The following is a 22,432-nucleotide window of genomic DNA, read 5'->3' on the forward strand; positions in this document are numbered from 1 at the left end:
GGTGTCGACGGCCGGCTTCGCGCCGGCCGTTCCGTTTGACCCTTGGAGGCCTGAGTTGGCACACGCAGAACTCGCAGGAAAACACCTCGTTCTCGGCCTGACGGGCGGCATCGCCTGCTACAAGATCGCCGAGCTCACCCGGCTGCTGACGAAGGCGGGCGCGACCGTGCAGGTCGCGATGACCGAAGCCGCCACGCAGTTCATCACGCCCGTGACGATGCAGGCGCTGTCCGGCCGGCCCGTCTACACGAGCCAGTGGGATGCGCGCATCGACAACAACATGGCGCACATCGACCTGTCGCGCGAAGCCGACGCGATCGTGATCGCGCCCGCGTCGACGGATTTCCTCGCGAAGCTCGCGCACGGGTTCGCTGACGACCTGCTGTCGACGCTGTGCATCGCGCGCGACTGCCCGCTGCTCGTCGTGCCTGCGATGAACCGCCAGATGTGGCAGAACCCGGCCACGCAACGCAACGCCGCGCAACTGCGCGCCGACGGCGTGACGGTGCTCGGCCCCGATTCGGGCGCGCAGGCGTGCGGCGAAGTCGGCGACGGACGCATGCTCGAACCCGAGGCGATCTACGAAGCGATCGTCGCGCACTTCGCGCCGAAGGTGCTCGCGCACCGTCGCGTGCTGATCACGGCCGGCCCGACGTTCGAGCCGCTCGATCCGGTGCGCGGCCTCACGAACCGCTCGAGCGGCAAGATGGGCTTCGCGCTCGCGCGCGCCGCGCAGCAGGCCGGCGCCGACGTGCATCTCGTCGCGGGGCCGGTCGCGCTCGACACGCCGTGGGGCGTATACCGCCAGGACGTGCAGACGGCACAGCAGATGTACGACGCGGTGATGCAAGCCGTGTCCGACGCCGACATCTTCATCGCGGTGGCCGCGGTCGCCGACTGGCGCGTCGATCGTCCGGCCGAGCACAAGATGAAGAAGACGGCCGACCGCAAGATGCCGGCGCTCGCGTTCGTCGAGAACCCGGACATCCTCGCGTCGGTCGCGGCGCTGCCCGATCCGCCGTATTGCGTCGGGTTCGCGGCCGAAAGCGGCGACCTCGACGTGCACGGCGACGAGAAGCGCAAGCGCAAGAACGTGCCGCTCCTGGTCGGCAATCTCGGCCCGCTGACGTTCGGCCGCGACGACAATGAAGTCGTGCTGTTCGAGGCGGCCGGCCTCACGCGCCTGCCGCGCGCCCCGAAGGACGAACTCGCGCACGTGCTCGTCGCGGAAATCGCGAAGCGCCTGCCGGACAACCGCCTGATCTGATCACCCGCGCGGCGGCCCGCGCCGCCGCGCCCTTCCCGACCGATTCGACGACCGCATGAAACTCGATCTGAAGATTCTCGACGCGCGCATGCGCGACTACCTGCCCGCCTACGCCACCACCGGCAGCGCGGGCCTCGACCTGCGCGCGTGTCTCGACGCGCCCGTCACGCTGCAGCCGGGCGAAACGACGCTCGTGCCGACGGGCCTCGCGATCCACCTCGCAGATCCGGGCTACGCGGCGCTGATCCTGCCGCGCTCGGGCCTCGGCCACAAGCACGGCATCGTGCTCGGCAACCTCGTCGGTCTGATCGATTCCGACTACCAGGGCCAGCTGATGATCTCGACATGGAACCGCGGCCAGACCGAGTTCGTGCTGAACCCGTTCGAGCGGCTCGCTCAGCTCGTGATCGTGCCGGTCGTGCAGGCGCAATTCAACATCGTCGACGACTTCGCGCAAAGCGATCGCGGCGAAGGCGGCTTCGGCAGCACCGGCCGACACTGAACGACGCCACGCAAAAAAGGGGCCTCACGGCCCCTTTCCTTTTTCGGCAACCGTTCACCGATCGGCCGTCTGCGCAATCCGCGCGGGCATGAGCTCGCGTCGCCGCGCCTGCACGATGATCGCGTAGATCACCATCGCGACGAGTACGCCGAGCAGCACCGCCGACGATCCGACGGTGCCGAGCGCGAGTCCGCCCTTGGCAACCGGTTTCGTCAGCAGGTCGCCGACCGTCGCCCCGAACGGACGCGTGAGCACGAACGCGGCCCAGAACAGCAGCACGCCCGAAATGCGCGTGAAATAGTGGGCCAGAACGATCAATGCGAGCAGTCCGCCGATCAGCAGCGCGCCGCCGCCGAAGCCGAGGCCCGAGCTGTCCGCGAGGAAATCGCCGAGCGCGGTGCCGAGCGTGTTCGAGAACAGGATCGCGATCCAGTACAGCAGTTCGACCTTGCGCGTACGGATCAGGTCGACCGACAGCGATTCGCCGCTCAGCCGCCATACCGCGAAGATCGCCAGCAGGATCGCGACGAGAATCGACGAGCCGGCGGCATAGCCGAGGCCGAGCGTCCGGTCCATGAAATCGGACATCGTCGTGCCGGCAGTGCTCGTCGCGACGATCACCGCCCAGTAGATCGCCGGACGATACTGCGTCGTTCTGAGCTGGGCGCCCAGCGTCACGAGAAAGAAACCGAACAGCAGGATCGAGCTCACCGCATAGCCGACGTTCAGGGTCATCGACAGCAGGTCGCCGCCGGTCTCGCCGAGCGTCGTCGCGCAGATCTTCATGATCCAGAACGCGAGCGTGATTTCAGGAAGTTTGTTCATTCGAACCCCTTTTTACAGATGGCGACGGACTGGCCTGCGCCAGCCCGGATCGCGGACAGGTTCGAATGTAGTCGCCGCCTGCTTAACGGAACCTTAGCGGTGTGGCAGCGGCGCGCAGCCACGCGTCAACGCGCGTGCCGGTGCCGGTAGTGCAGTGCGTACGCGAGCGTCAGCAATACGACGAACACGACGCCGACCACCATCGTCATCCGGAATTCGCGCGTGAAAGCGGTCGTCAGCAGGATCGCGCCGACGAGCCCTGCACCGAGCAGGCTGCCGAACGGGTGCCCCCACATCCGGAACGCGAGCGCCGGGCCGCGATATTGCGCGCGAAAACGCAGGTGCGTGACGAAGATCATCAGCCATGTGAACAGTGCGCCGAACATCGCGATCGCCATCATCACGGTGAACGCGGTATCCGGCGACAGCGCGACCAGCACCGCCGCGACCGCGACGCCGCTGGTCGAGATCCACAGCGCCGCACGCGGCACGCCGTTGTTGCCGAGCCGGCCGAACACGGCCGGCGCGAGCCGCGCGCGCGACAGGCTGAACATCATCCGCGTCGTCACGTAGAGCTGGCTGTTCATCGCCGACAGCGCCGCGATCAGCAACACGAAGTTGATCACGCCGGCCGCATACGGCACGTGCGTCGCGGCCATCACCTTCACGAACGGGCTTTCGTCGGTGCCGGCCTGCGTCCAGGGCACGATCGCGAGCATCAGCGACAGCGTGAGCAGGTAGAACAGCACGAGCCGGAACACCGTCGAGCGGAACGCGCGCGTGACCGCATGCTGCGGATCGCGCGCCTCGCCGGCCGCGATCGCGACCGCCTCGATGCTCATGTAGCTGAAGATCGCGACGATCACCGCGACCCAGGTGCCCCATGGCCCTTTCGGCATGAAGCCGTCGTGCGCGGTGTAGTTCGCGAAGCCGATGCCCGAAGCCGCCGGCGCTGACCACACGAGATACGCGCCGAGCGCGATGAACACGACGATCGCCGCGATCTTCAGCAACGAGAACGCATATTCGACCGACCCGTACAGCGTGACGCTCGCGAGGTTCACCGCGATCAGCAGCGCGGAGAAGCCGATCACCCAGTACCAGCCGGGCACGGCGGGAAACCAGTACTTCATGAAGACGGCGATCGCGCTGATCTCGGTCCCGATCGCGAACACGACCGCGAACCAGTACGCATAGCGCACGAGAAAGCCCGCGAGCGGGCCGACGTAATGCTCGGCGTACGCACCGAACGAGCCGGCCGTCGGATGCGCGACCGTCATTTCCGCGAGCGCGCCCATCAGCAGCAGCGCGATCAGCGCGCCGATCGCGTACGAAACCAGCACGCTCGGGCCCGCGAGCCCGATCGCGAACCCGCTGCCGAGGAACAGCCCCGTGCCGATCGCGCCGCCGATCGCGATCATCGCCATCTGCCCCGACGTCAGCGCATGGCGTAACCCTTGTTCGCGCGCGACGATGTTGTCGAACGACCGTTGTTGTTGTGTCACCGCGTTACCACTCCCCTGCACCACCATCGCGCCGCCGGCGCCAGATAAAGCGAAACGGCGCGGAAAACTTCCCGCGCCGTTCGCATGAACAACGAATTATCGCTTACTCGACTTCGACCGTCTCTTCGTTCGGCTTGTGCGGCGGATTCGCCAGCTTGTCGAACGACAACTGCACCTTGTCGTTTTCGTCGACGTCGACCGTCACGTGACCGCCGTTAACGAGCTTGCCGAACAGCAGTTCATCGGCCAGCGCGCGACGGATCGTGTCCTGGATCAGCCGCTGCATCGGCCGCGCGCCCATCAGCGGGTCGAAGCCGTGCTTCGCGAGATGCTTGCGCAACGCGTCGGTAAAGAGCGCGTCGACCTTCTTCTCGTGCAGCTGCTCCTCGAGCTGGATCAGGAACTTGTCGACCACGCGCATGATGATTTCCTCATCGAGCGAGCGGAAGCTGATGATCGCATCCAGACGGTTGCGGAACTCCGGCGTGAACAGGCGCTTGATGTCGGTCATCTCGTCGCCCGTCTCGCGGCGCGTCGTGAAGCCGATCGTCGCCTTCTGCATCGACTCGGCACCCGCATTCGTCGTCATGATGATAATGACGTTGCGGAAATCCGCCTTGCGGCCGTTGTTGTCCGTCAGCGTGCCGTGGTCCATCACCTGCAGCAGCACGTTGAAGATGTCCGGATGCGCCTTCTCGATTTCGTCGAGCAGCAGCACGCAGTGCGGCTTCTTCGTGACGGCTTCGGTCAGGAGGCCGCCCTGGTCGAACCCGACGTAGCCCGGCGGCGCGCCGATCAGGCGGCTCACCGCGTGACGCTCCATGTATTCCGACATGTCGAAGCGGATCAGCTCGATGCCGAGCGTGAACGCGAGCTGACGCGCCACTTCGGTCTTGCCGACGCCCGTCGGACCGGAGAACAGGAACGCGCCGATCGGCTTGTCCATCTTGCCGAGGCCCGCGCGCGCCATCTTGATCGACGCCGCGAGTGCGTCGATCGCCGGATCCTGGCCGAATACGACGCTCTTCAGGTCGCGATCGAGCGTCTGCAGCTTGCTGCGATCGTCCTGCGACACGCTCTGCGCCGGCACGCGCGCGATCTTCGAAATGATTTCCTCGATCTCGCTCTTGCCGATCGTCTTCTTCTGCTTCGACTTCGGCAGGATGCGCTGCGCGGCGCCCGCTTCGTCGATCACGTCGATCGCCTTGTCCGGCAGGTGACGGTCGGTGATGAAGCGTGCCGACAACTCGGCCGCGGCCGACAGCGCACCCGACGAATACTTGACGCCGTGATGCTCCTCGAAGCGCGACTTCAGCCCGCGCAGGATCGCGACCGTCTGCTCGACGGTCGGCTCCGTCACGTCGACCTTCTGGAAGCGCCGCGACAGCGCCGCGTCCTTTTCGAAGATGCCGCGATATTCGGTGAACGTGGTCGCGCCGATGCACTTGAGCGTGCCCGACGACAGCGCCGGCTTCAGCAGGTTCGATGCGTCGAGCGTGCCGCCCGAAGCAGCGCCCGCGCCGATCAGCGTGTGAATTTCGTCGATGAACAGGATCGCGTGCGGCCGTTCCTTCAGCTCCTTCAGCACCGTCTTCAGACGCTGCTCGAAGTCGCCGCGATACTTGGTGCCCGCGAGCAGCGCGCCCATGTCGAGCGAATACACCTGTGCGTTCGCGAGGATGTCCGGCACTTCGCCGCGCGTGATGCGATAGGCGAGCCCTTCGGCGATCGCGGTCTTGCCGACGCCGGCTTCGCCGACGAGCAGCGGATTGTTCTTGCGGCGGCGGCACAGCACCTGCACGACGCGCTCGACTTCCGGCTCGCGACCGATCAGCGGATCGATGCGGCCGTCCTTCGCCATCTGGTTCAGGTTCTGCGTGAACTGCGCGAGCGGGGTTTCCTTTTGCGCGTTCGCGTCTTCGCTTTCCGCGTTCGCGTCGGCCGACTTCGCGGCTTCGCCGCCGTTCGTCTTCGCGATGCCGTGCGAAATGAAGTTCACCACGTCCAGGCGCGTGACGCCCTGCTGCTGCAGGTAATAGACGGCGTGCGAGTCTTTCTCGCCGAAGATCGCGACCAGCACGTTCGCGCCGGTGACTTCCTTCTTGCCGTTCGACGTCGACTGGACGTGCATGATCGCGCGCTGGATCACGCGCTGGAAACCGAGCGTCGGCTGGGTATCGACATCGTCGGTGCCCGGGACGGTAGGTGTGTTGTCGTGGATGAAATTGCGCAGGTTCTGACGCAAGTCCTCGATGTTGGCCGCACACGCGCGCAACACCTCGGCTGCCGTCGGATTATCCAGCAGGGCCAGCAGCAGATGCTCGACCGTAATGAACTCATGGCGCGCCTGGCGTGCTTCCATGAACGCCATGTGCAGGCTGACTTCCAATTCCTGGGCAATCATGCTTCCTCCATCACGCACTGCAGCGGATGCCCGGCCTGCCGCGCATGGGTAACGACTTGCTCAACCTTGGTCGACGCGATGTCCCGCGTATAGACCCCACAAACCCCTCGCCCTTCACGATGGACCTTCAGCATGATCTGCGTGGCCGTCTCGCGATCCTTCTTGAAATACTCCTGTACGACCATCACGACGAACTCCATCGGCGTGAAGTCGTCGTTCAGCAGCACCACCTTGTACATCGAAGGCGGCTTGAGCTTCTGCTGCTTGCGTTCCAGGACGGTGCTGTCCTGCTTGTCCGGGATAATCGCCATACACCCATTCTAAACAACTCGGACAGGCCCGCAATCCTGCCATTACCCGACCGACCGGCCGGCGCCCTCCCTGGTTCCCGACGACTCGCGATCGTCTTCGTGCCATACGAAAGCCGGCTGCGGTGCCGGCTTTCACGCGTGGCGCGGAACACGAACCGTCAGGGGGAAACCGCACCGGACCGTCGCATCCGCATCCAGTATCCCACAAGCCGGGACGACTCGATCGCGTGTCACTCGAGCCTGGTATATGAGCCGATTATGCGACTTTTCAAGTCCGCGCGCTCGGCGGCATGCTGCAAAGCAAAGCCGGAAAAACCCTGAAAATGGGTTCTTTACAACGGCCCTCTAACCGTCTAAAAATTCCGCTTGACACTCAAATAAAGAGCGCCAACAATCAAGCTGGCACTTTTTTCAACTCGTCGGTTGGCGAAATGAAAGAGGCCGAAGGTGAGCTTGTGAGGGGGGAACGGCTGTATTTTCCGGTCGTTTAGCTTTTCGAGCGTGCTCGTGGTAAGTAGCAGCGACTGTGTGACAGGGGAAGTAGGAAAATGGCAACTGGTATCGTTAAGTGGTTCAACGACGCGAAGGGCTTCGGTTTCATCACTCCCGACGAGGGCGGTGAAGATCTGTTTGCGCACTTCTCGGCCATCAACATGCAGGGCTTCAAGACCCTGAAGGAAGGCCAGAAGGTTAGCTTCGAGGTCGTTCAAGGGCCGAAGGGCAAGCAAGCGTCGAACATCCAGGCCGCGTAAAGGCACCGGATATCAGACGAAGAAACCCGGCATTGCGCCGGGTTTCTTTTTTTTCAGGCCGGCCACGCGTTAATTCGATTGGCCGGCCTTTTCGTTCAATCCCGATAATTGAACACGTATTGTCTTGTCGCACGCGCAGATCGAATGCCGTCATACGCGTGAAACATATTCAATACTCGTTACACGACCTTCAGCGTGCCCATCATGCCTAGATCCTCGTGTTCGAGAATATGGCAGTGAAACATGCGCTCGCCGGGCATGTCCTGCATGACGAGCATCGTCACGGTCTCGCCGCTGCGCACGTTCACGGTGTCGCGCCACGCGCGGAACGGTTCGCTCGTGCGCGTGCCGTCCGATACGCGCTCGATCACCTGGAATTGCGTGCCGTGCAAATGGAACGGATGATCCATGTCGGTGGCATTGCGAATCGCCCAGCGTTCGACGTCGCCGCGGCGGCTCGTCAGCGTCGCACGGTGCGGCGCGTAGGTCGCGCCGTTGATCGTGAAGCGCATCCCGGCCGGGCGGCCATGCGCCGGGCTGTTCATCATCGCGTCCATGTCCATCTCCTCGCCGAACGCGACCTCCTTGTGCGCAACCGGTTCGCCGAGGGCAGGCACCGCGCGCAGCGTGGCCGGCAGCGCACGGGCGGCGGCCGGTGCGAACGTGACGTCGGCGAGTGGCAGTGTCGGATCGGGCGGCAGACTGCCGTGGCCGCCGTCGTGCGACATCGCCATCTTGCGGCGGTCGTATTCGGCCGCCTGCAGCACCGCGCGTGACGCGCGATCGCCCGCGCGCACCAGCAGTTCCGCGCGTTCGCCCGGCGCGAGCAGCAGCGACGTCACGCGGCGCGGCGCATCGAACAACCCGCCGTCGGTGCCGACCTGCTCGAACGCTCGGCCGTCGTCGAACGCAACGCGCAGGTAGCGCGCGCTGCACGCGTTCCACACGCGCCAGCGCTCGTCGCCCGCGACGTCGATCCGCGGCCGGCGCGCACCGTTGACCAGCACGAACTGGCCTTCGCGGCCGTTCATCCAGTCCATCATGTCGTTCGGCGGAATCGTGCCGTCGCGCGCGAGTTTCAGGTCGGACACGAACAGGTTGCGCTCGGGCCAGCCGGCGAGCGGATCGTCGGCGGCACGCACGACGAACGGGCCGGCCAGCCCGCGGAACACCTGCTCGGCGGTCATCATGTGCGGATGCGGGTGATACCAGTAGGTGCCGGCGCTCCCCTTCGGCAGCGTGAAGCGATACACGCGCGACGCGCCCGGCGCGACGGGATCGGACGGGTTGCCGTCCTGGTCGGGCGGCACCGGCAGGCCGTGCCAGTGGATCGTCGACGGCTGCGGCAGCTTGTTCACGAAGCGGATTTCGACCGTGTCGCCTTCGCGCACGTCGATCAGCGGGCCGACCACCGGCCCTTGCGTGCCCGCGCCGAACTGCCAGAACGTCGTCGGACGCGCACCGCGCAGCATCGGACGCGCGACCGGCTGGGCGACCAGCGTCGCGCGGAACGTGCCGGGCTCGCGGCTTTCGTTCGCGAGCGTGCGCAGCGATGCGAGCGGCGCGCCGGACGGCAGCGCATCGGCCGCCGCGAGCGCGGCTGGCGCCGGTTTCGCGTGCTGCGCGTGGTCCGCCATCCCTGACATGCCCGACATCCCCGGCATGTCCTCCATCTGATCCATGCCGGCCATGCCCGTATGACCGGCATGCTGCGCCCAGGCGGTGCGCGCAAACAGCGATGCCGCCGCGACGCCAATGGCGTGCGACAGGAAGGTTCTCCGTATCATCAATCGTTCCTCGTTATTCGTGCTGCGTCGCGCGGCCGTCGCGACACTCGCGCCGGCCGGCACGGAGAAGCGCTCGTGCGCGACGCGAATCCTGATGCCCGCGTCATCATAACCGCAGCCCCCGACCGAGGCGCGGCGACGACGGACGAGCGTCGATACGACGCAGCGCGCGGCCGGTCGGACGAACGGACCGGAGACCGGGATCGTCGAGCGTTTTCGATCGTCGCCGGGTGCTGCGGCGCCTCACCGCATTCACCGCCGCCCGCTGTCGCCACGTCACGTCGAGACAATTCGCCCCTGCCGCTCATCCCGCGATCGGCGTGCCGGACACCACCCATGCACGAACCCGCCAATTTTTCACGATGCGGAACAAGTCCCTGCGTTATAAAAATTCGTGGTGCACGGCACAAATTCGTTGTTTCGCGATGCCAAAAAACGTTCCGCAATACAAAACGCGCGAAATAAACCACTGTTTTTACGGAAGAATTTTTGTTTCGAGAAACCGCTCTACGCGCACCATCGGGCGCGGCCCCGGACGTAGACTTTGTTCCATGCACTGACGCTTCGCGACGACGGTCGATACGGAATCCGGCGCAAGCAGCCAGTCGGGCCACAGCCGGACGAACCGGCGGGCGGCACAACAGAATCGCTTGTGATCAGAAAGGGAGAATGGAAATGAAGGGATTTCGCTTTGGTTCAGCGCTCGGGTCGTTCTACATCCTGCCGGGTAATGGCGGCTGGGAAGCGACGTTCGGCAACGCCCTGCTCGGCGCGTTCTCGTGCCCGGAAGTGGCGGCCGACCACATCTCCCGCGGCGACTGCGAGCAACTGTCCGAACTGGATACGGCCACGCTCGAAGTGCCGCACGAAATCGCCGAGTGGGAAATCGTGCACGTCTGAATGGCACGCCGGCAACGAAAAACGCCCCGGGTGACCGGGGCGTTTTCATGTTCGGCGGAACGGCGAGCCGCCAGGCCCGCCGCATCGGCTGGTGCCGCTGCCGTGGCGCGCGCGGGAGCGCGGCCTGCGTCAGGCGACTGCGTCGACGATGCCGTTCAGCGTTGCGCTCGGGCGCATCGCCCGGCTCGTCAGCTCGACGTTCGGTCGGTAGTAGCCGCCGATCGCCTGCGCGCTGCCCTGCGCCGCCGACAGTTCTTCGAGGATGCGCGCCTCGTTGTCGGACAGCGACTTCGCGACGCCTTCGAACTGCGCCTTCAGCGCGGCGTCCTCGGTCTGCTCGGCCAGCGCCTGCGCCCAATAGAGGCACAGATAGAAGTGGCTGCCGCGGTTGTCGAGGCCACCGACCTTGCGCGCCGGCGATTTGTTCTCGTCCAGGAACTTACCGGTCGCCTGGTCGAGCGTCTTCGCGAGCACGAGCGCCTTCGGGTTCTGATACGCGTTGCCGAGATGTTCGAGCGACGCGGCCAGCGCGAGGAATTCGCCGAGCGAATCCCAGCGCAGGAAGCCTTCCTCGACGAACTGCTGCACGTGCTTCGGCGCCGAGCCGCCCGCGCCCGTTTCGAACATCCCGCCGCCGGCCATCAGCGGCACGATCGACAGCATCTTCGCGCTGGTGCCGAGTTCCATGATCGGGAACAGGTCGGTCAGGTAGTCGCGCAGCACGTTGCCCGTGACCGAGATCGTGTCCTTGCCCGCGCGGATGCGCTCGAGCGAGAAGCGCGTGGCGTCTTCCGGCGTCATGACGCGGATGTCGAGGCCGTTCGTGTCGTGATCCTTCAGGTAGCGTTCAACCTTCGCGATGATCTGCGCGTCGTGCGCACGTGCCGGATCGAGCCAGAACACGGCCGGCGCGCCGGTCGCGCGGGCGCGGTTCACCGCGAGCTTGACCCAGTCCTGCACCGGCGCGTCCTTCGTCTGGCACATGCGCCAGATGTCGCCCGACTCGACCGCGTGCTCGAGCAGCACGTTGCCGGCTTCGTCCGTGACGCGCACGACGCCGTCGGCCGGGATCTGGAACGTCTTGTCGTGCGAACCGTATTCCTCGGCCGCCTGCGCCATCAGGCCGACGTTCGGCACGCTGCCCATCGTGACCGGGTCGAATGCGCCGTGCTGCTTGCAGTCCTCGATCACGGCCTGATAGACACCCGCGTAGCAGCGATCCGGAATCACGGCCTTCGCGTCGTACAGTTCGCCGTCCGGGCCCCACATGCAGCCCGACTCACGGATCATCGCCGGCATCGATGCGTCGACGATCACGTCGCTCGGCACGTGCAGGTTCGTGATGCCCTTGTCCGAGTTGACCATCGCGAGGCGCGGACGCGCTGCGTATTCGGCCTTGACGTCGGCTTCGATCGCTTCGCGCGTGTCGGCCGGCAGGTCCTTCAGGCGCGCGTACAGGTCGCCGATGCCGTTGTTCGGGTTGAAACCGGCCTGCGCCAGCACGTCCGCGTGCTTCGCGAGCGCGTCGCGGTAGAACACCGACACGAAGTGACCGAACAGGATCGGGTCCGAGACCTTCATCATGGTCGCCTTCAGGTGCACCGAGAACAGCACGTCCTGCGCCTTCGCGTCGGCGATCTGCGCTTCGATGAAGCTGCGCAGCGCCTTGCGGCTCATCACCGATGCATCGATGACTTCACCGGCCTTCACGGCCGTCTTTTCCTTCAGCACCTTCTTGACGCCGTCGGCCGTCGTGAGTTCGATCTTCACGCTGCCGGCATCGGCGATCAGCGCCGACTTCTCGCTGCCGTAGAAGTCGCCTTCGCTCATGTGCGCGACGTGCGCCTTCGACGTCGCCTTCCATGCGCCCATCTTGTGCGGGTGCTTGCGTGCGTAGTTCTTGACCGACAGCGGCGCGCGACGGTCGGAGTTGCCTTCGCGCAGCACCGGGTTCACCGCGCTGCCCTTGATCTTGTCGTAGCGGGCCTTGACGGCCTTCTCTTCGTCGGTCGACGGCTCTTCCGGGTACGCCGGCAGCTTGTAGCCCTGCGCCTGCAATTCGGCGATCGCGGCCTTGAGCTGCGGCACCGACGCGCTGATGTTCGGCAGCTTGATGATGTTCGCTTCCGGCTTCAGCGTGAGCTGGCCCAGTTCGGCCAGATCGTCGGAACCCTTCTGCTCCGGCGGCAGGACGTCGGCGAATGCCGCGATGATACGGCCGGCGAGCGAGATGTCGCGCGTTTCGACGGCGACGCCCGACGAGCGCGTGAAGGCCTTGACGATCGGCAGCAGCGAATAGGTCGCGAGCGCCGGCGCTTCGTCGGTGAGGGTGTAGATGATCTTGGGCGAAGTGGACATGGTCGATGCGTTGCTACGTGAAAATTTGGGACTGAGGAGCGCCGACGGTAATCGGCGGGGAGCGACCGGGTCGATCGCGAAAGGGGCGTGCCGGCTAGCCGGACGGTGGTGTTGCGAGGGCCGTCATGTTCTACCTTGCAGGGCGTGCGAGCCGCATCGCGGCGCCGCGGCCCGCATGCCGGACCGCCCTGCCAACAAACCTGCCGTTCATGAAATGCCCCGGCGCCGGCAGTAGGCGCCGGGGCTGCCGGCGGTCCGCCGGCCTGCCCCGGAAGGGGACTTACATGTTCTCGATCAGCACTTCGCCGAAGCCGGAGCACGACACCTGCGTCGCGCCTTCCATCAGGCGCGCGAAGTCGTACGTGACGCGCTTCTGCAGGATCGACTTCTCCATCGCGGCGATGATCGTATCGGCCGCTTCCGTCCAGCCGAGGTGGCGCAGCATCATTTCCGCCGACAGGATCTCGGAACCGGGGTTCACGTAATCCTTGCCCGCGTACTTCGGCGCCGTGCCGTGGGTCGCCTCGAACATCGCGACCGAATCCGACAGGTTCGCGCCCGGCGCGATCCCGATGCCGCCGACCTGAGCGGCCAGCGCGTCGGAGATGTAGTCGCCGTTCAGGTTCAGCGTCGCGATCACGTCGTATTCGGCCGGGCGCAGCAGGATCTGCTGCAGGAACGCGTCGGCGATCGAATCCTTGATGACGATCTCGTTGCCCGTCTTTGGGTTCTTCACGCGCATCCACGGGCCGCCGTCGATCAGCTCGCCGCCGAACTCCTTCTGCGCGAGCGCGTAGCCGGCGTCACGGAACAGGCCTTCCGTGAACTTCATGATGTTGCCCTTGTGCACCAGCGTGACCGACTTGCGATCGTTGTCGATCGCATACTGGATCGCCTTGCGCACGAGACGCTCGGTGCCTTCCGTCGACACGGGCTTGACGCCGATCCCCGAGGTTTCCGGGAAGCGGATCTTCTTCACGCCCATTTCTTCCTGCAGGAACTTGATGACCTTCTTCGCCTGCTCGGAGCCCGCGGCCCATTCGATGCCCGCGTAGATGTCTTCCGAGTTCTCGCGGAAGATCACCATGTCGATCTTTTGCGGCTCGCGCACCGGCGACGGCACGCCCTTGAAATACTGGACCGGGCGCAGGCATACGTAGAGGTCGAGCTCCTGGCGCAGCGCGACGTTCAGCGAACGGATGCCGCCGCCGACCGGGGTCGTGAGCGGCCCCTTGATCGACACCACGTATTCCTTCAGCACCTGCAGCGTTTCGTCCGGCAGCCACACGTCCGGACCGTACACCTTCGTCGCCTTCTCGCCCGCGAAGATCTCCATCCAGTGGATCTTGCGCTTGCCCTTGTAGGCATGCGCGACCGCCGCGTCGACGACCTTGATCATCACCGGCGTGATGTCGAAGCCCGTACCGTCGCCTTCGATATAGGGAATGATCGGCTGATCGGAAACGTTGAGCGAGAAGTCCTTGTTGACGGTGATCTTGTCACCGCCCTCCGGAACCTTGATGTGCTGATACGGCATGATCGACTCCAGTGACGTGGCTGAGCAGGTGATGCTGGTCGAAACTGCGCGCGCGGCGAGGTGGCCCTGCCACCCTCGTGACGGCAACAGCGAGCGCTATTCTAGCGCCCCAACCGGGGCCGGCGGCACGAAGCGCGACGCTGCGTATCAAGTCTTCCCTTATGTCTTATATAAGACAGAGGACTTGCCGTTCCGTATTATGCATTAAGATTCCGCCATTTGCCATAGACCGCCCGTCCCGCTTCCCGCGGCACGTCGGGCGGGCGCCTCGACATGACCCTGATCGCTCTCAACAAGCCGTTCGGCACGATTTGCCAGTTTTCCGCGCACGAGACGCGGCCGTCGCTCGGCGACTGGGTGAAAGCACCCGGCGTCTACCCGGCCGGCCGGCTCGACGCGGACAGCGAGGGCCTGCTGCTGCTCACCGACGACGGCGCACTGCAGGCGCGCATCGCCGAGCCGCGCCACAAGCTCGTCAAGCGCTACTGGGCGCAGGTCGACGGCGCGCCGGGCCCGGCCGACCTGAAAGCGCTCGCGCGCGGTGTCGATCTCGGCGACTACGTGACGCGTCCGTGCCGCGCCGAATTCATCGAGCCGCCCGATACGCTGTGGCCGCGCAATCCGCCGATCCGCTATCGCGCCGCGATCCCGACCACGTGGATCGAACTCGCGATCACCGAAGGCAAGAATCGGCAGGTGCGGCGCATGACGGCCGCGATCGGCTTCCCGACGTTGCGTCTCGTGCGCGTCGGCATCGGCGCGCTCGACATATTCGCGCTCGGCATTGCACCGGGCGAAACAATCGCGCTGCCGCCGCGCGCCCCGTGGGATGGTTTCGCGCGCGCTGAATGACGCATTCCGGCCGCACGAATTTTTCGTCATCTTTTTCGTCAACCGCCTGCGAAGATCGCGCGTTAAACCACGCAGATGCCAACCTTAGCTATCCGGCATTGGCAGCCGAATCCGTGTTTGCGTCACGAAAGCGACGTTTTCATCGAATACGATTCGGCGCCCGCAGCGCAATGAGAAATTTCTCGAAGCGTCTGTCAACCGAAAGGTGGATGGCACCGTTAGACGACATGACTCCTATTGCCGGGTCATTTGGTTAATTAACTAAAGCTGAGGAACACAACATGAACAAACTGATCGCTGCTCTGGTCGCTGGCCTCTTCGCAACGGCTGCTTTCGCACAAGCTTCGGCTCCGGCCGCTCCGGCTGCTGCTGCTCCGGCAGAAGCTGCTTCGGCACCGGCTAAGAAGGCAACGCACAAGAAGCACCACGCTGCTAAGAAGCACCACGCAGCTAAGAAGGCAGCTAGCGAAGCCGAAGCACCGGCAGCTGCTTCGAACTAAGTAAGCAAGCTGTAATAACGCAGTCAAGAACACGCAGTCTTGCCGTTCTTACGGCGTTGAAAGGCAGATCACCGCGAGGCGATCTGCCTTTTTCTTTTTTGTGCCCGCCGGCGCGCTTCGCGTACCATGCGGGTCTCGTTTTCCCGATAGGAGCCCTGCTGTGCGATTCTCCCTGCGCTCGTCGCTCGGCCGCCTTGCGCGCGCCGCCGTGTTTCCCGCCGCGCTCGCCGTCCTCGCGCTCGGCATGCAGACCTCCCACGCGCAGATGCCGCCCGGCGCCAAGCAGCCGAGCGAGTTCCCGCGCGCGAAGCTGCGCGCCGGCATGTACGTGATCGACGCGGCCGTCGCCGCGAACGACGCCGACCGCGAACAGGGACTGATGTACCGGTCGCAACTCGCGCCGAACGAAGGCATGCTGTTCGTGTTCAACGAGAACGCCGTGCACTGCTTCTGGATGAAGAACACGCTGATCCCGCTGTCGATCGCGTTCATCCGCGCGGACGGCACGATCACCGACATCGACGAGATGAAGGCCGAGACGACCGACAACCACTGCCCGCGCAACAACGGCGTCTATGCGCTCGAAATGAGCAAGGGCTGGTTCGCGGCGAAGGGCATCAAGCCTGGCATGAAGCTCGAAGGCCTGCCCAAGGCCCAGTAACGGCCACTGCCGCGGCGCCGCCGCACGTCGACCGAAGCCGGCCGCCCATTCTTGTGTTGGGCGCCGGTTTTTTTTCGCCGGCCGACGGCGACGCGCGCCTTGATTCGGCCAATGCTGCCCGCATCTGCAAAAGCCACGGACAAGCGCTATGCTTTAAATCTCGCTAGTTCCAGCCCGGGCCGGTGCAGCCGGCCCGCTTACGATCCGAACCACCAGGAGGTTCACGTGCCCCGCAAAACCCCCATCGAGCGCTATCGCAATATCGGGATCAGCGCTCACATCGATGCCGGCAAGACCACGACGACCGAGCGCATCCTGTTTTACACCGGCGTGAGCCACAAGATCGGTGAAGTGCACGACGGCGCGGCCACGATGGACTGGATGGAGCAGGAGCAGGAACGCGGCATCACGATCACGTCGGCCGCGACCACGGCCTTCTGGAAGGGCATGGCCGGCAACTATCCGGAACACCGGATCAACATCATCGACACCCCCGGGCACGTCGACTTCACGATCGAGGTCGAGCGCTCGATGCGCGTGCTCGACGGTGCGTGCATGGTCTACGACTCGGTCGGCGGCGTGCAGCCGCAATCCGAAACCGTGTGGCGCCAGGCGAACAAGTACAAGGTGCCGCGCATCGCGTTCGTCAACAAGATGGACCGCATCGGCGCGGACTTCTTCCGCGTGCAGCGCCAGATCGGCGAGCGTCTGAAGGGCGTCGCCGTGCCGATCCAGATTCCGATCGGCGCGGAAGATCATTTCCAGGGCGTCGTCGATCTCGTGAAGATGAAGGCCATCGTCTGGGACGACGAAAGCCAGGGCGTGAAATTCACGTACGAGGACATCCCGGCGAATCTCGTCGAGCTCGCGCACGAATGGCGCGAGAAGATGGTCGAAGCCGCCGCGGAAGCCAGCGAGGAACTGCTCGAGAAGTACCTGCACGACCATGAATCGCTGACCGAGGACGAGATCAAGGCCGCGCTGCGCCAGCGCACGATCGCGAACGAGATCGTGCCGATGCTGTGCGGCAGCGCGTTCAAGAACAAGGGCGTGCAGGCGATGCTCGACGCGGTGATCGACTACCTGCCGTCGCCGGTCGACGTGCCCGCGATCCTCGGCCACGACTTCCACGATCCGGAGAAGCCGGCGGAACGTCATCCGAGCGACGACGAGCCGTTCTCGTCGCTCGCGTTCAAGATCATGACCGACCCGTTCGTCGGCCAGCTGATCTTCTTCCGCGTGTATTCGGGTGTCGTCGAATCGGGCGACACGGTCCTGAACGCGACGAAGGACAAGAAGGAGCGGCTCGGCCGGATCCTTCAGATGCATGCGAACGAGCGCAAGGAAATCAAGGAAGTGCGCGCGGGCGACATCGCGGCGGCGGTCGGCCTGAAGGAAGCGACGACGGGCGACACGCTGTGCGATCCGACCAAGCCGATCATCCTCGAGAAGATGGAATTCCCGGAGCCGGTGATCTCGCAGGCCGTCGAGCCGAAGACGAAGGCCGACCAGGAAAAGATGGGCCTCGCGCTGAACCGTCTCGCGCAGGAAGATCCGTCGTTCCGCGTGCAGACCGACGAGGAATCCGGCCAGACGATCATCTCGGGGATGGGCGAGCTGCACCTCGAAATCCTGGTCGACCGGATGAAGCGCGAGTTCGGCGTCGAGGCGACGGTCGGCAAGCCGCAGGTCGCGTATCGCGAAACGGTGCGCACGACGGCGGCCGATGTCGAAGGTAAGTTCGTCAAGCAGTCGGGCGGGCGCGGCCAGTACGGGCATGCGGTGATCACGCTGGAGCCGAACCCCGGCAAGGGCTACGAGTTCCTCGACGAGATCAAGGGCGGCGTGATTCCGCGCGAATTCATCCCGGCCGTCGACAAGGGCATCATCGAAACGCTGAAGAGCGGCGTGCTCGCGGGCTACCCGGTCGTCGACGTGAAGGTGCACCTGACGTTCGGCTCGTACCACGACGTCGACTCGAACGAAAACGCGTTCCGGATGGCCGGCTCGATGGCGTTCAAGGAAGCGATGCGCCGTGCGAAGCCGGTGCTGCTCGAGCCGATGATGGCGGTCGAGGTCGAGACGCCCGAGGACTTCATGGGCAACGTGATGGGCGACCTGTCGAGCCGGCGCGGCATCGTGCAGGGGATGGAGGACATCGCGGGCGGCGGCGGCAAGCTGGTGCGCGCCGAGGTGCCGCTTGCCGAGATGTTCGGCTATTCGACGTCGCTGCGCTCGGCGACGCAAGGTCGTGCGACGTACACGATGGAGTTCAAGCAGTACGCGGAAACGCCGGCGAACGTGTCGGAAGGCGTGATCAACGCGAAAGTGAAGTAAGCGCGGGGCGCGCGCCCTGCTGCGCGCAGACCTCAGGCCCGTCCGGTTCCGGACGGGCCTTTTTTTCATCCGTCCAACGCGGCACGGCCGGTAGCCGACGCCCCGACGCCGTTTTTGATCGGCACGCCAGGCCATTTTTGCGCATGCCACAATGCATCGCGATTCGTCCGATGGAACCACCCCGATGCCGCCCACCCCTGCCCTGCGCCGCCTGCTGATGCTGTATGCCGGCCTGATCGCCGCAAATGTCGCCGTCTGGCTGTGGGCGCTCGCGGTGCTGCACGACCATCCGCTGCTGCTGGGCACCGCGGCGATCGCGTACGGCCTCGGGCTGCGTCATGCGGTCGACGCCGATCACATCGCCGCGATCGACGTCGCGACGCGCAAGCTGATGCAGGACGGCCAGCGTCCGGTGACGGTCGGCCTGTTCTTCTCGCTCGGCCATTCGACGATCGTGGTCGTCGCGACGCTCGGCATCGCGCTGAGCGCGTTCGCGCTGCGCGACCGCTTCGACGCATTCCGCGAGATCGGCGGCACGATCGGCACGGCGGTGTCCGCGACCTTCCTGCTCGTGCTCGCGTGCATGAACCTGGCGATCCTGCGCGACGTGTGGCGGCGCTATCGCGGCGCACCGGACGCGGCTCACGGCGCTGCGCACACGCATCGCGCGAGCGGCCTCGTATCGCGGCTGCTGCGCCCGCTGTTCCGGTTCGTGTCGAAAAGCTGGCACATGTATCCGGTCGGCGTGCTGTTCGGCCTCGGTTTCGATACTGCAACAGAAATCGCGTTGCTCGCGATCGCGGCCACGCAGGCGAGCCACGCGCTGCCGATCCATTCGGTCATGCTGTTTCCCGCACTGTTCGCGGCCGGCATGACGCTGATCGACTCGACCGACAATGTGCTGATGATCCATGCGTACGGCTGGGCGATGGACGATCCGCGGCGCAAGCTGCTCTACAACGCGAGCATCACGCTGCTGTCGGCCGCCGTCGCACTGGCGGTCGGCGGGATCGAGGCCGCCAGCCTGCTCGCCGACAAGCTGTCGCTGACGGGCCCCGTACGCGATGTGCTCGACGCGCTTGGCGCGCGCTTCGGCGCGATCGGTTACGGCATCGTCGCGCTGTTTCTCGTCGCCTGGATCGCGTCGATCCTCTGCCATCGCTGGCCGCGCGCTGCCGACACGACGGCGCGATAGACGTAGTCAGACGTTTCATTTCGGAAACAAAAAGCTCACGACGGCGTATCACGCGCTGTCACGCGATACGTGCGCGCCTTGCGCCACGGACACGGCCGGCCGTTGGCACGAATCTCGCAGTTAGGGATTCGCACGGCGGGCCCGCGGGCCGATTCGTGTTCCCGGCTGGCCTCCGACGCCAGTCCGACACGCATCGGCCGCCGATACGACAATGCATCGTTGCTGGTCCCCTGCATCACACGTTGATGGTCGCGCGTGACGAGGCATCGCGCGCATCGGGGAGATCAATAATGAGCAGAACGAATCAACGGTCCCGCGCGGCGGGCCGGTGCTATCGCACGACCCTGCTGGCCGCAGCCGCGTTTGCGTGCTGCTGTTCTTACGCGATTGCTCAGGACTCGATGCCCGACGTCGCGTCCGACCCGACCGCCAGCGCAGACCCCGTCATGATGCTCGCCGAGGACTCGGCGTCCTGCGCCGCAGGTCCGGCTGCTTGCGCGGTACACATATATGCCGGCCGCGGCGCTGTGGGCAGCGGTGCAGGAAGCACCTCCGGCAGTAGCAGCCCGGGGAACAGCGGGAATGGCGGAAGCGGCGCCGTCGGGCCTGCGGGCGTCGGTGGATCGATCGGGGCGACATCCGGTGGTACGAGCGGAACAGGTCGTAGCGGCGGTGCATCAGGCAACGGGGGTAAAGGTGGCGGGACCTCGGGTAACGGCACTTCGGGTGGTGGTACCTCGGGTGGCGGTACCTCGGGTGGCGGCTCCTCGGGTGGTGGCTCCTCGGGTGGTGGCTCCTCGGGTGGTGGCTCCTCGGGTGGTGGTTCCTCAGGGGGCGGCTCCTCGGGTGGTGGCTCCTCGGGTGGCGGCTCCTCGGGTGGCGGCTCCTCGGGTGGTGGCTCCTCGGGTGGTGGCTCCTCGGGTGGTGGCTCCTCGGGTGGTGGCTCCTCGGGTGGTGGCTCCTCGGGTGGTGGCTCCTCGGGTGGTGGCTCCTCGGGCGGCGGCTCCTCGGGTGGGCATGGGGGCGGTGGTAACGGCGGCGGTAACGGCGGCGGCGGTGGTGGTCACGGTAATGGTGGCGGCAGCGGCGGCGGTACCGGCGGCGGCAACGGCGGTCACGGTAATGGTGGCGGTACCGGCGGTGGCAGCGGCGGTGGCAACGGCGGTCACGGTAATGGTGGCGGCAGCGGCGGTACCGGCGGCGGCAACGGCGGTCACGGTAATGGTGGCGGTACCGGCGGTGGCAGCGGCGGTGGCAACGGCGGTCACGGTAATGGTGGCGGCAGCGGCGGTACCGGCGGCGGCAACGGCGGTCACGGTAATGGTGGCGGTACCGGCGGTGGCAGCGGCGGTGGCAGCGGCGGTGGCAACGGCGGTGGCAACGGCGGTCACGGCAATGGTGGCGGCAACGGCAGCGGCGGCGGCGGCGGCGGCGGCAGCGGCGGCGGCAGCGGTGGCGGCAGCGGTGGCGGTACCGGCGGTGGCAACGGCGGTCACGGTAATGGTGGCGGCAACGGCAGCGGCAACGGCGGCGGCGGCGGCGGCGGCAGCGGTGGCGGCAGCGGTGGCGGTACCGGCGGTGGCAACGGTGGCGGCGGCAGCGGCGGTACCGGCGGTGGCAACGGCGGTCACGGTAATGGTGGCGGCAGCGGCAACGGTGGCCACGGCAACGGTGGCCACGGCAACGGCGGCGGCAACGGTAATGGCAACGGGAGCGGCGGCGCCGGCAACGGCGGTGCCAACGGTGTCGGGAACGGCAATGGCGGCGCCGGCGGCAACGGCGGATCGGCCGGTGGCCATGGCCACTGACCGACGCATCGCCTGACCCGGTACGATCAGAGCATTTCGAGCGCGCGCTTGCTGCGCGGCGGACGGAAATAGCCGTCGAGTTGCGCGCGCTCGTCATCGCTCAACACGAAATCGAGCGCCGCGCGATTGTCGCGAACGTGTTCGATCCGCGACGCCTTCGGGATCGCGAATACACCCGGCCGCGCGAGCACCCAGGCAAGCGCGACGCGCATCACCGACACACCGCGTTGCCGCGCGATCTCGTCGAGCGGCGAACGCTTCGGCAGCCGCCCGTGATCGACCGGGCTGTATGCCATCGCCGGCATCCGGTGCTTGGCGAGCCATGGCAGCAGATCGAATTCCGGGCCGCGCCGCGCGATGTTGTAGAGGATCTGGTTGGTCGCGCACGCGCCGCCGCCCGCCTCGTCGACGAGTTCCGCCATGTCGGCCGTATCGAAGTTGCTGACGCCCCAATGGCGGATCTTGCCCGCGCGCCGCAGCGCCTCGAATCCTTCGACCGTCTCCTCGAGCGGCACCGAACCACGCCAGTGCAGCAGGTACAGGTCGAGACGGTCGGTACGCAAACGCTTGAGGCTCGCTTCGCACGCGGCGACGACGCCACGCCGGCTCGCATGATGCGGATACACCTTGCTGACAAGGAACACGCCGTCGCGCAATCCGGTCAGCGCCTCGCCGACGAGCACCTCGGTCGCGCCGTCGCCGTACATCTCCGCGGTGTCGACCAGCGTCATCCCGAGCGCGATTCCTTCGCGCAATGCGGTGATCTCGTCCGCGCGACGCGCGGGCCGCTCGCCCATTTCCCATGTGCCCAGGCCGAGCTTCGGAATGGTCTCGCCGTCCGGCAAGACGACCGTGGCGATCGTGTCTGTCATGCGCTCCTCGCTGCGGATTGGCGGCCGCGCACCCGCGGCCGTAGCATCGAATACGACGC

Annotated in this window: 18 protein-coding genes; 9 read left to right on the forward strand and 9 right to left on the reverse strand. The window is 65.8% G+C overall.

Annotated features, from left to right (window positions below; all coding sequences use genetic code 11):
• Positions 1-55: 55 nt before the first annotated feature.
• Entirely contained in the window at positions 56-1,267 is a 1,212-nt protein-coding gene (gene coaBC, locus WS87_RS14135; RefSeq protein WP_059820926.1) for a bifunctional phosphopantothenoylcysteine decarboxylase/phosphopantothenate--cysteine ligase CoaBC, read from the forward strand.
• 55 nt (positions 1,268-1,322) lie between these two features.
• On the forward strand, positions 1,323-1,769 hold the full coding sequence (gene dut, locus WS87_RS14140) for a dUTP diphosphatase (protein WP_059468295.1): 447 nt from the start codon (positions 1,323-1,325) through the stop codon (positions 1,767-1,769).
• A gap of 54 nt (positions 1,770-1,823) precedes the next feature.
• Here the strand turns inward: dut and WS87_RS14145 are convergent, their stop codons facing one another.
• From WS87_RS14145 to clpS, 4 genes are all read right to left on the reverse strand, one after another.
• Positions 1,824-2,594 (reverse strand): COG4705 family protein, encoded by a 771-nt coding sequence (locus WS87_RS14145; protein WP_059820927.1) that lies wholly within the window; start codon positions 2,592-2,594, stop codon positions 1,824-1,826.
• Between the two features lie 125 nt (positions 2,595-2,719).
• Positions 2,720-4,099: an amino acid permease gene (locus WS87_RS14150; RefSeq protein ID WP_059820933.1), complete on the reverse strand. Its 1,380-nt coding sequence runs from the start codon at positions 4,097-4,099 to the stop codon at positions 2,720-2,722.
• A 103-nt stretch (positions 4,100-4,202) separates the two neighbouring features.
• The gene (gene clpA, locus WS87_RS14155; RefSeq protein WP_059527738.1) at positions 4,203-6,503 is read right to left on the reverse strand and encodes an ATP-dependent Clp protease ATP-binding subunit ClpA; all 2,301 of its coding nucleotides are present in this window, start codon (positions 6,501-6,503) and stop codon (positions 4,203-4,205) included.
• A complete protein-coding gene (clpS, locus tag WS87_RS14160) occupies positions 6,500-6,814 on the reverse strand; it encodes an ATP-dependent Clp protease adapter ClpS (RefSeq protein WP_006398529.1) in 315 nt (104 codons plus the stop codon). Before clpS ends, clpA begins: the two co-directional genes overlap by 4 nt.
• Before the next feature lie 548 nt (positions 6,815-7,362).
• Between clpS and WS87_RS14170 the strand changes: the two genes are divergently transcribed.
• A complete protein-coding gene (locus tag WS87_RS14170) occupies positions 7,363-7,566 on the forward strand; it encodes a cold-shock protein (protein WP_004196460.1) in 204 nt (67 codons plus the stop codon).
• A gap of 179 nt (positions 7,567-7,745) precedes the next feature.
• On the opposite strand, the gene WS87_RS14175 is transcribed toward WS87_RS14170, so the two are convergent.
• Positions 7,746-9,353 (reverse strand): multicopper oxidase family protein, encoded by a 1,608-nt coding sequence (locus WS87_RS14175; RefSeq protein ID WP_059820934.1) that lies wholly within the window; start codon positions 9,351-9,353, stop codon positions 7,746-7,748.
• A 675-nt stretch (positions 9,354-10,028) separates the two neighbouring features.
• Here WS87_RS14175 and WS87_RS14180 point away from each other — a divergent pair.
• Positions 10,029-10,253 carry a hypothetical protein gene (locus tag WS87_RS14180; RefSeq protein WP_006490888.1) on the forward strand — a complete coding sequence of 75 codons (225 nt, stop codon included), beginning with the start codon at positions 10,029-10,031 and terminating at the stop codon, positions 10,251-10,253.
• 129 nt (positions 10,254-10,382) lie between these two features.
• Here WS87_RS14180 and WS87_RS14185 read toward each other — a convergent pair whose 3' ends face one another.
• Positions 10,383-12,611, reverse strand: coding sequence for an NADP-dependent isocitrate dehydrogenase (locus WS87_RS14185; RefSeq protein ID WP_059820928.1), 2,229 nt, complete (start codon positions 12,609-12,611; stop codon positions 10,383-10,385).
• 280 nt (positions 12,612-12,891) lie between these two features.
• Complete coding sequence (icd, locus tag WS87_RS14190) at positions 12,892-14,148, reverse strand: NADP-dependent isocitrate dehydrogenase (protein WP_044845581.1); 1,257 nt, start codon at positions 14,146-14,148, stop codon at positions 12,892-12,894.
• Positions 14,149-14,421: 273 nt separating this feature from the next.
• On the opposite strand from icd, the gene WS87_RS14200 reads away from it, so the two are divergent.
• From WS87_RS14200 to WS87_RS14220, 5 genes are all read left to right on the forward strand, one after another.
• Complete coding sequence (locus WS87_RS14200) at positions 14,422-15,000, forward strand: pseudouridine synthase (protein WP_059527744.1); 579 nt, start codon at positions 14,422-14,424, stop codon at positions 14,998-15,000.
• Positions 15,001-15,281: 281 nt separating this feature from the next.
• The gene (locus WS87_RS14205) at positions 15,282-15,500 is read left to right on the forward strand and encodes a hypothetical protein (protein WP_072444916.1); all 219 of its coding nucleotides are present in this window, start codon (positions 15,282-15,284) and stop codon (positions 15,498-15,500) included.
• A 160-nt stretch (positions 15,501-15,660) separates the two neighbouring features.
• Positions 15,661-16,161, forward strand: a complete 501-nt coding sequence (locus WS87_RS14210; RefSeq protein WP_059820929.1) for a DUF192 domain-containing protein — start codon at positions 15,661-15,663, stop codon at positions 16,159-16,161.
• A gap of 225 nt (positions 16,162-16,386) precedes the next feature.
• Entirely contained in the window at positions 16,387-18,498 is a 2,112-nt protein-coding gene (gene fusA / locus WS87_RS14215; RefSeq protein WP_059820930.1) for an elongation factor G, read from the forward strand.
• 184 nt (positions 18,499-18,682) lie between these two features.
• Positions 18,683-19,693: a HoxN/HupN/NixA family nickel/cobalt transporter gene (locus WS87_RS14220; RefSeq protein ID WP_059820931.1), complete on the forward strand. Its 1,011-nt coding sequence runs from the start codon at positions 18,683-18,685 to the stop codon at positions 19,691-19,693.
• 827 nt (positions 19,694-20,520) lie between these two features.
• Here the strand turns inward: WS87_RS14220 and WS87_RS34700 are convergent.
• Together WS87_RS34700 and WS87_RS14235 are read right to left on the reverse strand one after the other, a co-directional pair.
• Positions 20,521-21,492, reverse strand: coding sequence for a hypothetical protein (locus tag WS87_RS34700; protein WP_162499719.1), 972 nt, complete (start codon positions 21,490-21,492; stop codon positions 20,521-20,523).
• A gap of 35 nt (positions 21,493-21,527) precedes the next feature.
• On the reverse strand, positions 21,528-22,373 hold the full coding sequence (locus WS87_RS14235) for an aldo/keto reductase (RefSeq protein ID WP_059820853.1): 846 nt from the start codon (positions 22,371-22,373) through the stop codon (positions 21,528-21,530).
• Between the last annotated feature and the right edge of the window lie 59 nt (positions 22,374-22,432).

It is taken from the genome of Burkholderia sp. MSMB0856 (genome assembly GCF_001524645.2).
GTDB lineage: Bacteria > Pseudomonadota > Gammaproteobacteria > Burkholderiales > Burkholderiaceae > Burkholderia > Burkholderia diffusa.

Excerpts from the sequence above, each read along its gene's own strand:
- WS87_RS14175 (WP_059820934.1), bottom strand. The coding sequence starts at position 9,353 with ATGATACGGAGAACCTTCCTGTCGCACGCCATTGGCGTCGCGGCGGCA.
- WS87_RS14170 (WP_004196460.1), top strand. The coding sequence starts at position 7,363 with ATGGCAACTGGTATCGTTAAGTGGTTCAACGACGCGAAGGGCTTCGGT.
- WS87_RS14185 (WP_059820928.1), bottom strand. The coding sequence starts at position 12,611 with ATGTCCACTTCGCCCAAGATCATCTACACCCTCACCGACGAAGCGCCG.
- WS87_RS14205 (WP_072444916.1), top strand. The coding sequence starts at position 15,282 with ATGAACAAACTGATCGCTGCTCTGGTCGCTGGCCTCTTCGCAACGGCT.
- WS87_RS14235 (WP_059820853.1), bottom strand. The coding sequence starts at position 22,373 with ATGACAGACACGATCGCCACGGTCGTCTTGCCGGACGGCGAGACCATT.
- WS87_RS14180 (WP_006490888.1), top strand. The coding sequence starts at position 10,029 with ATGAAGGGATTTCGCTTTGGTTCAGCGCTCGGGTCGTTCTACATCCTG.
- WS87_RS14200 (WP_059527744.1), top strand. The coding sequence starts at position 14,422 with ATGACCCTGATCGCTCTCAACAAGCCGTTCGGCACGATTTGCCAGTTT.
- WS87_RS34700 (WP_162499719.1), bottom strand. The coding sequence starts at position 21,492 with ATGGCCACCGGCCGATCCGCCGTTGCCGCCGGCGCCGCCATTGCCGTT.
- WS87_RS14220 (WP_059820931.1), top strand. The coding sequence starts at position 18,683 with ATGCCGCCCACCCCTGCCCTGCGCCGCCTGCTGATGCTGTATGCCGGC.
- dut (WP_059468295.1), top strand. The coding sequence starts at position 1,323 with ATGAAACTCGATCTGAAGATTCTCGACGCGCGCATGCGCGACTACCTG.
- icd (WP_044845581.1), bottom strand. The coding sequence starts at position 14,148 with ATGCCGTATCAGCACATCAAGGTTCCGGAGGGCGGTGACAAGATCACC.
- clpS (WP_006398529.1), bottom strand. The coding sequence starts at position 6,814 with ATGGCGATTATCCCGGACAAGCAGGACAGCACCGTCCTGGAACGCAAG.
- clpA (WP_059527738.1), bottom strand. The coding sequence starts at position 6,503 with ATGATTGCCCAGGAATTGGAAGTCAGCCTGCACATGGCGTTCATGGAA.
- WS87_RS14145 (WP_059820927.1), bottom strand. The coding sequence starts at position 2,594 with ATGAACAAACTTCCTGAAATCACGCTCGCGTTCTGGATCATGAAGATC.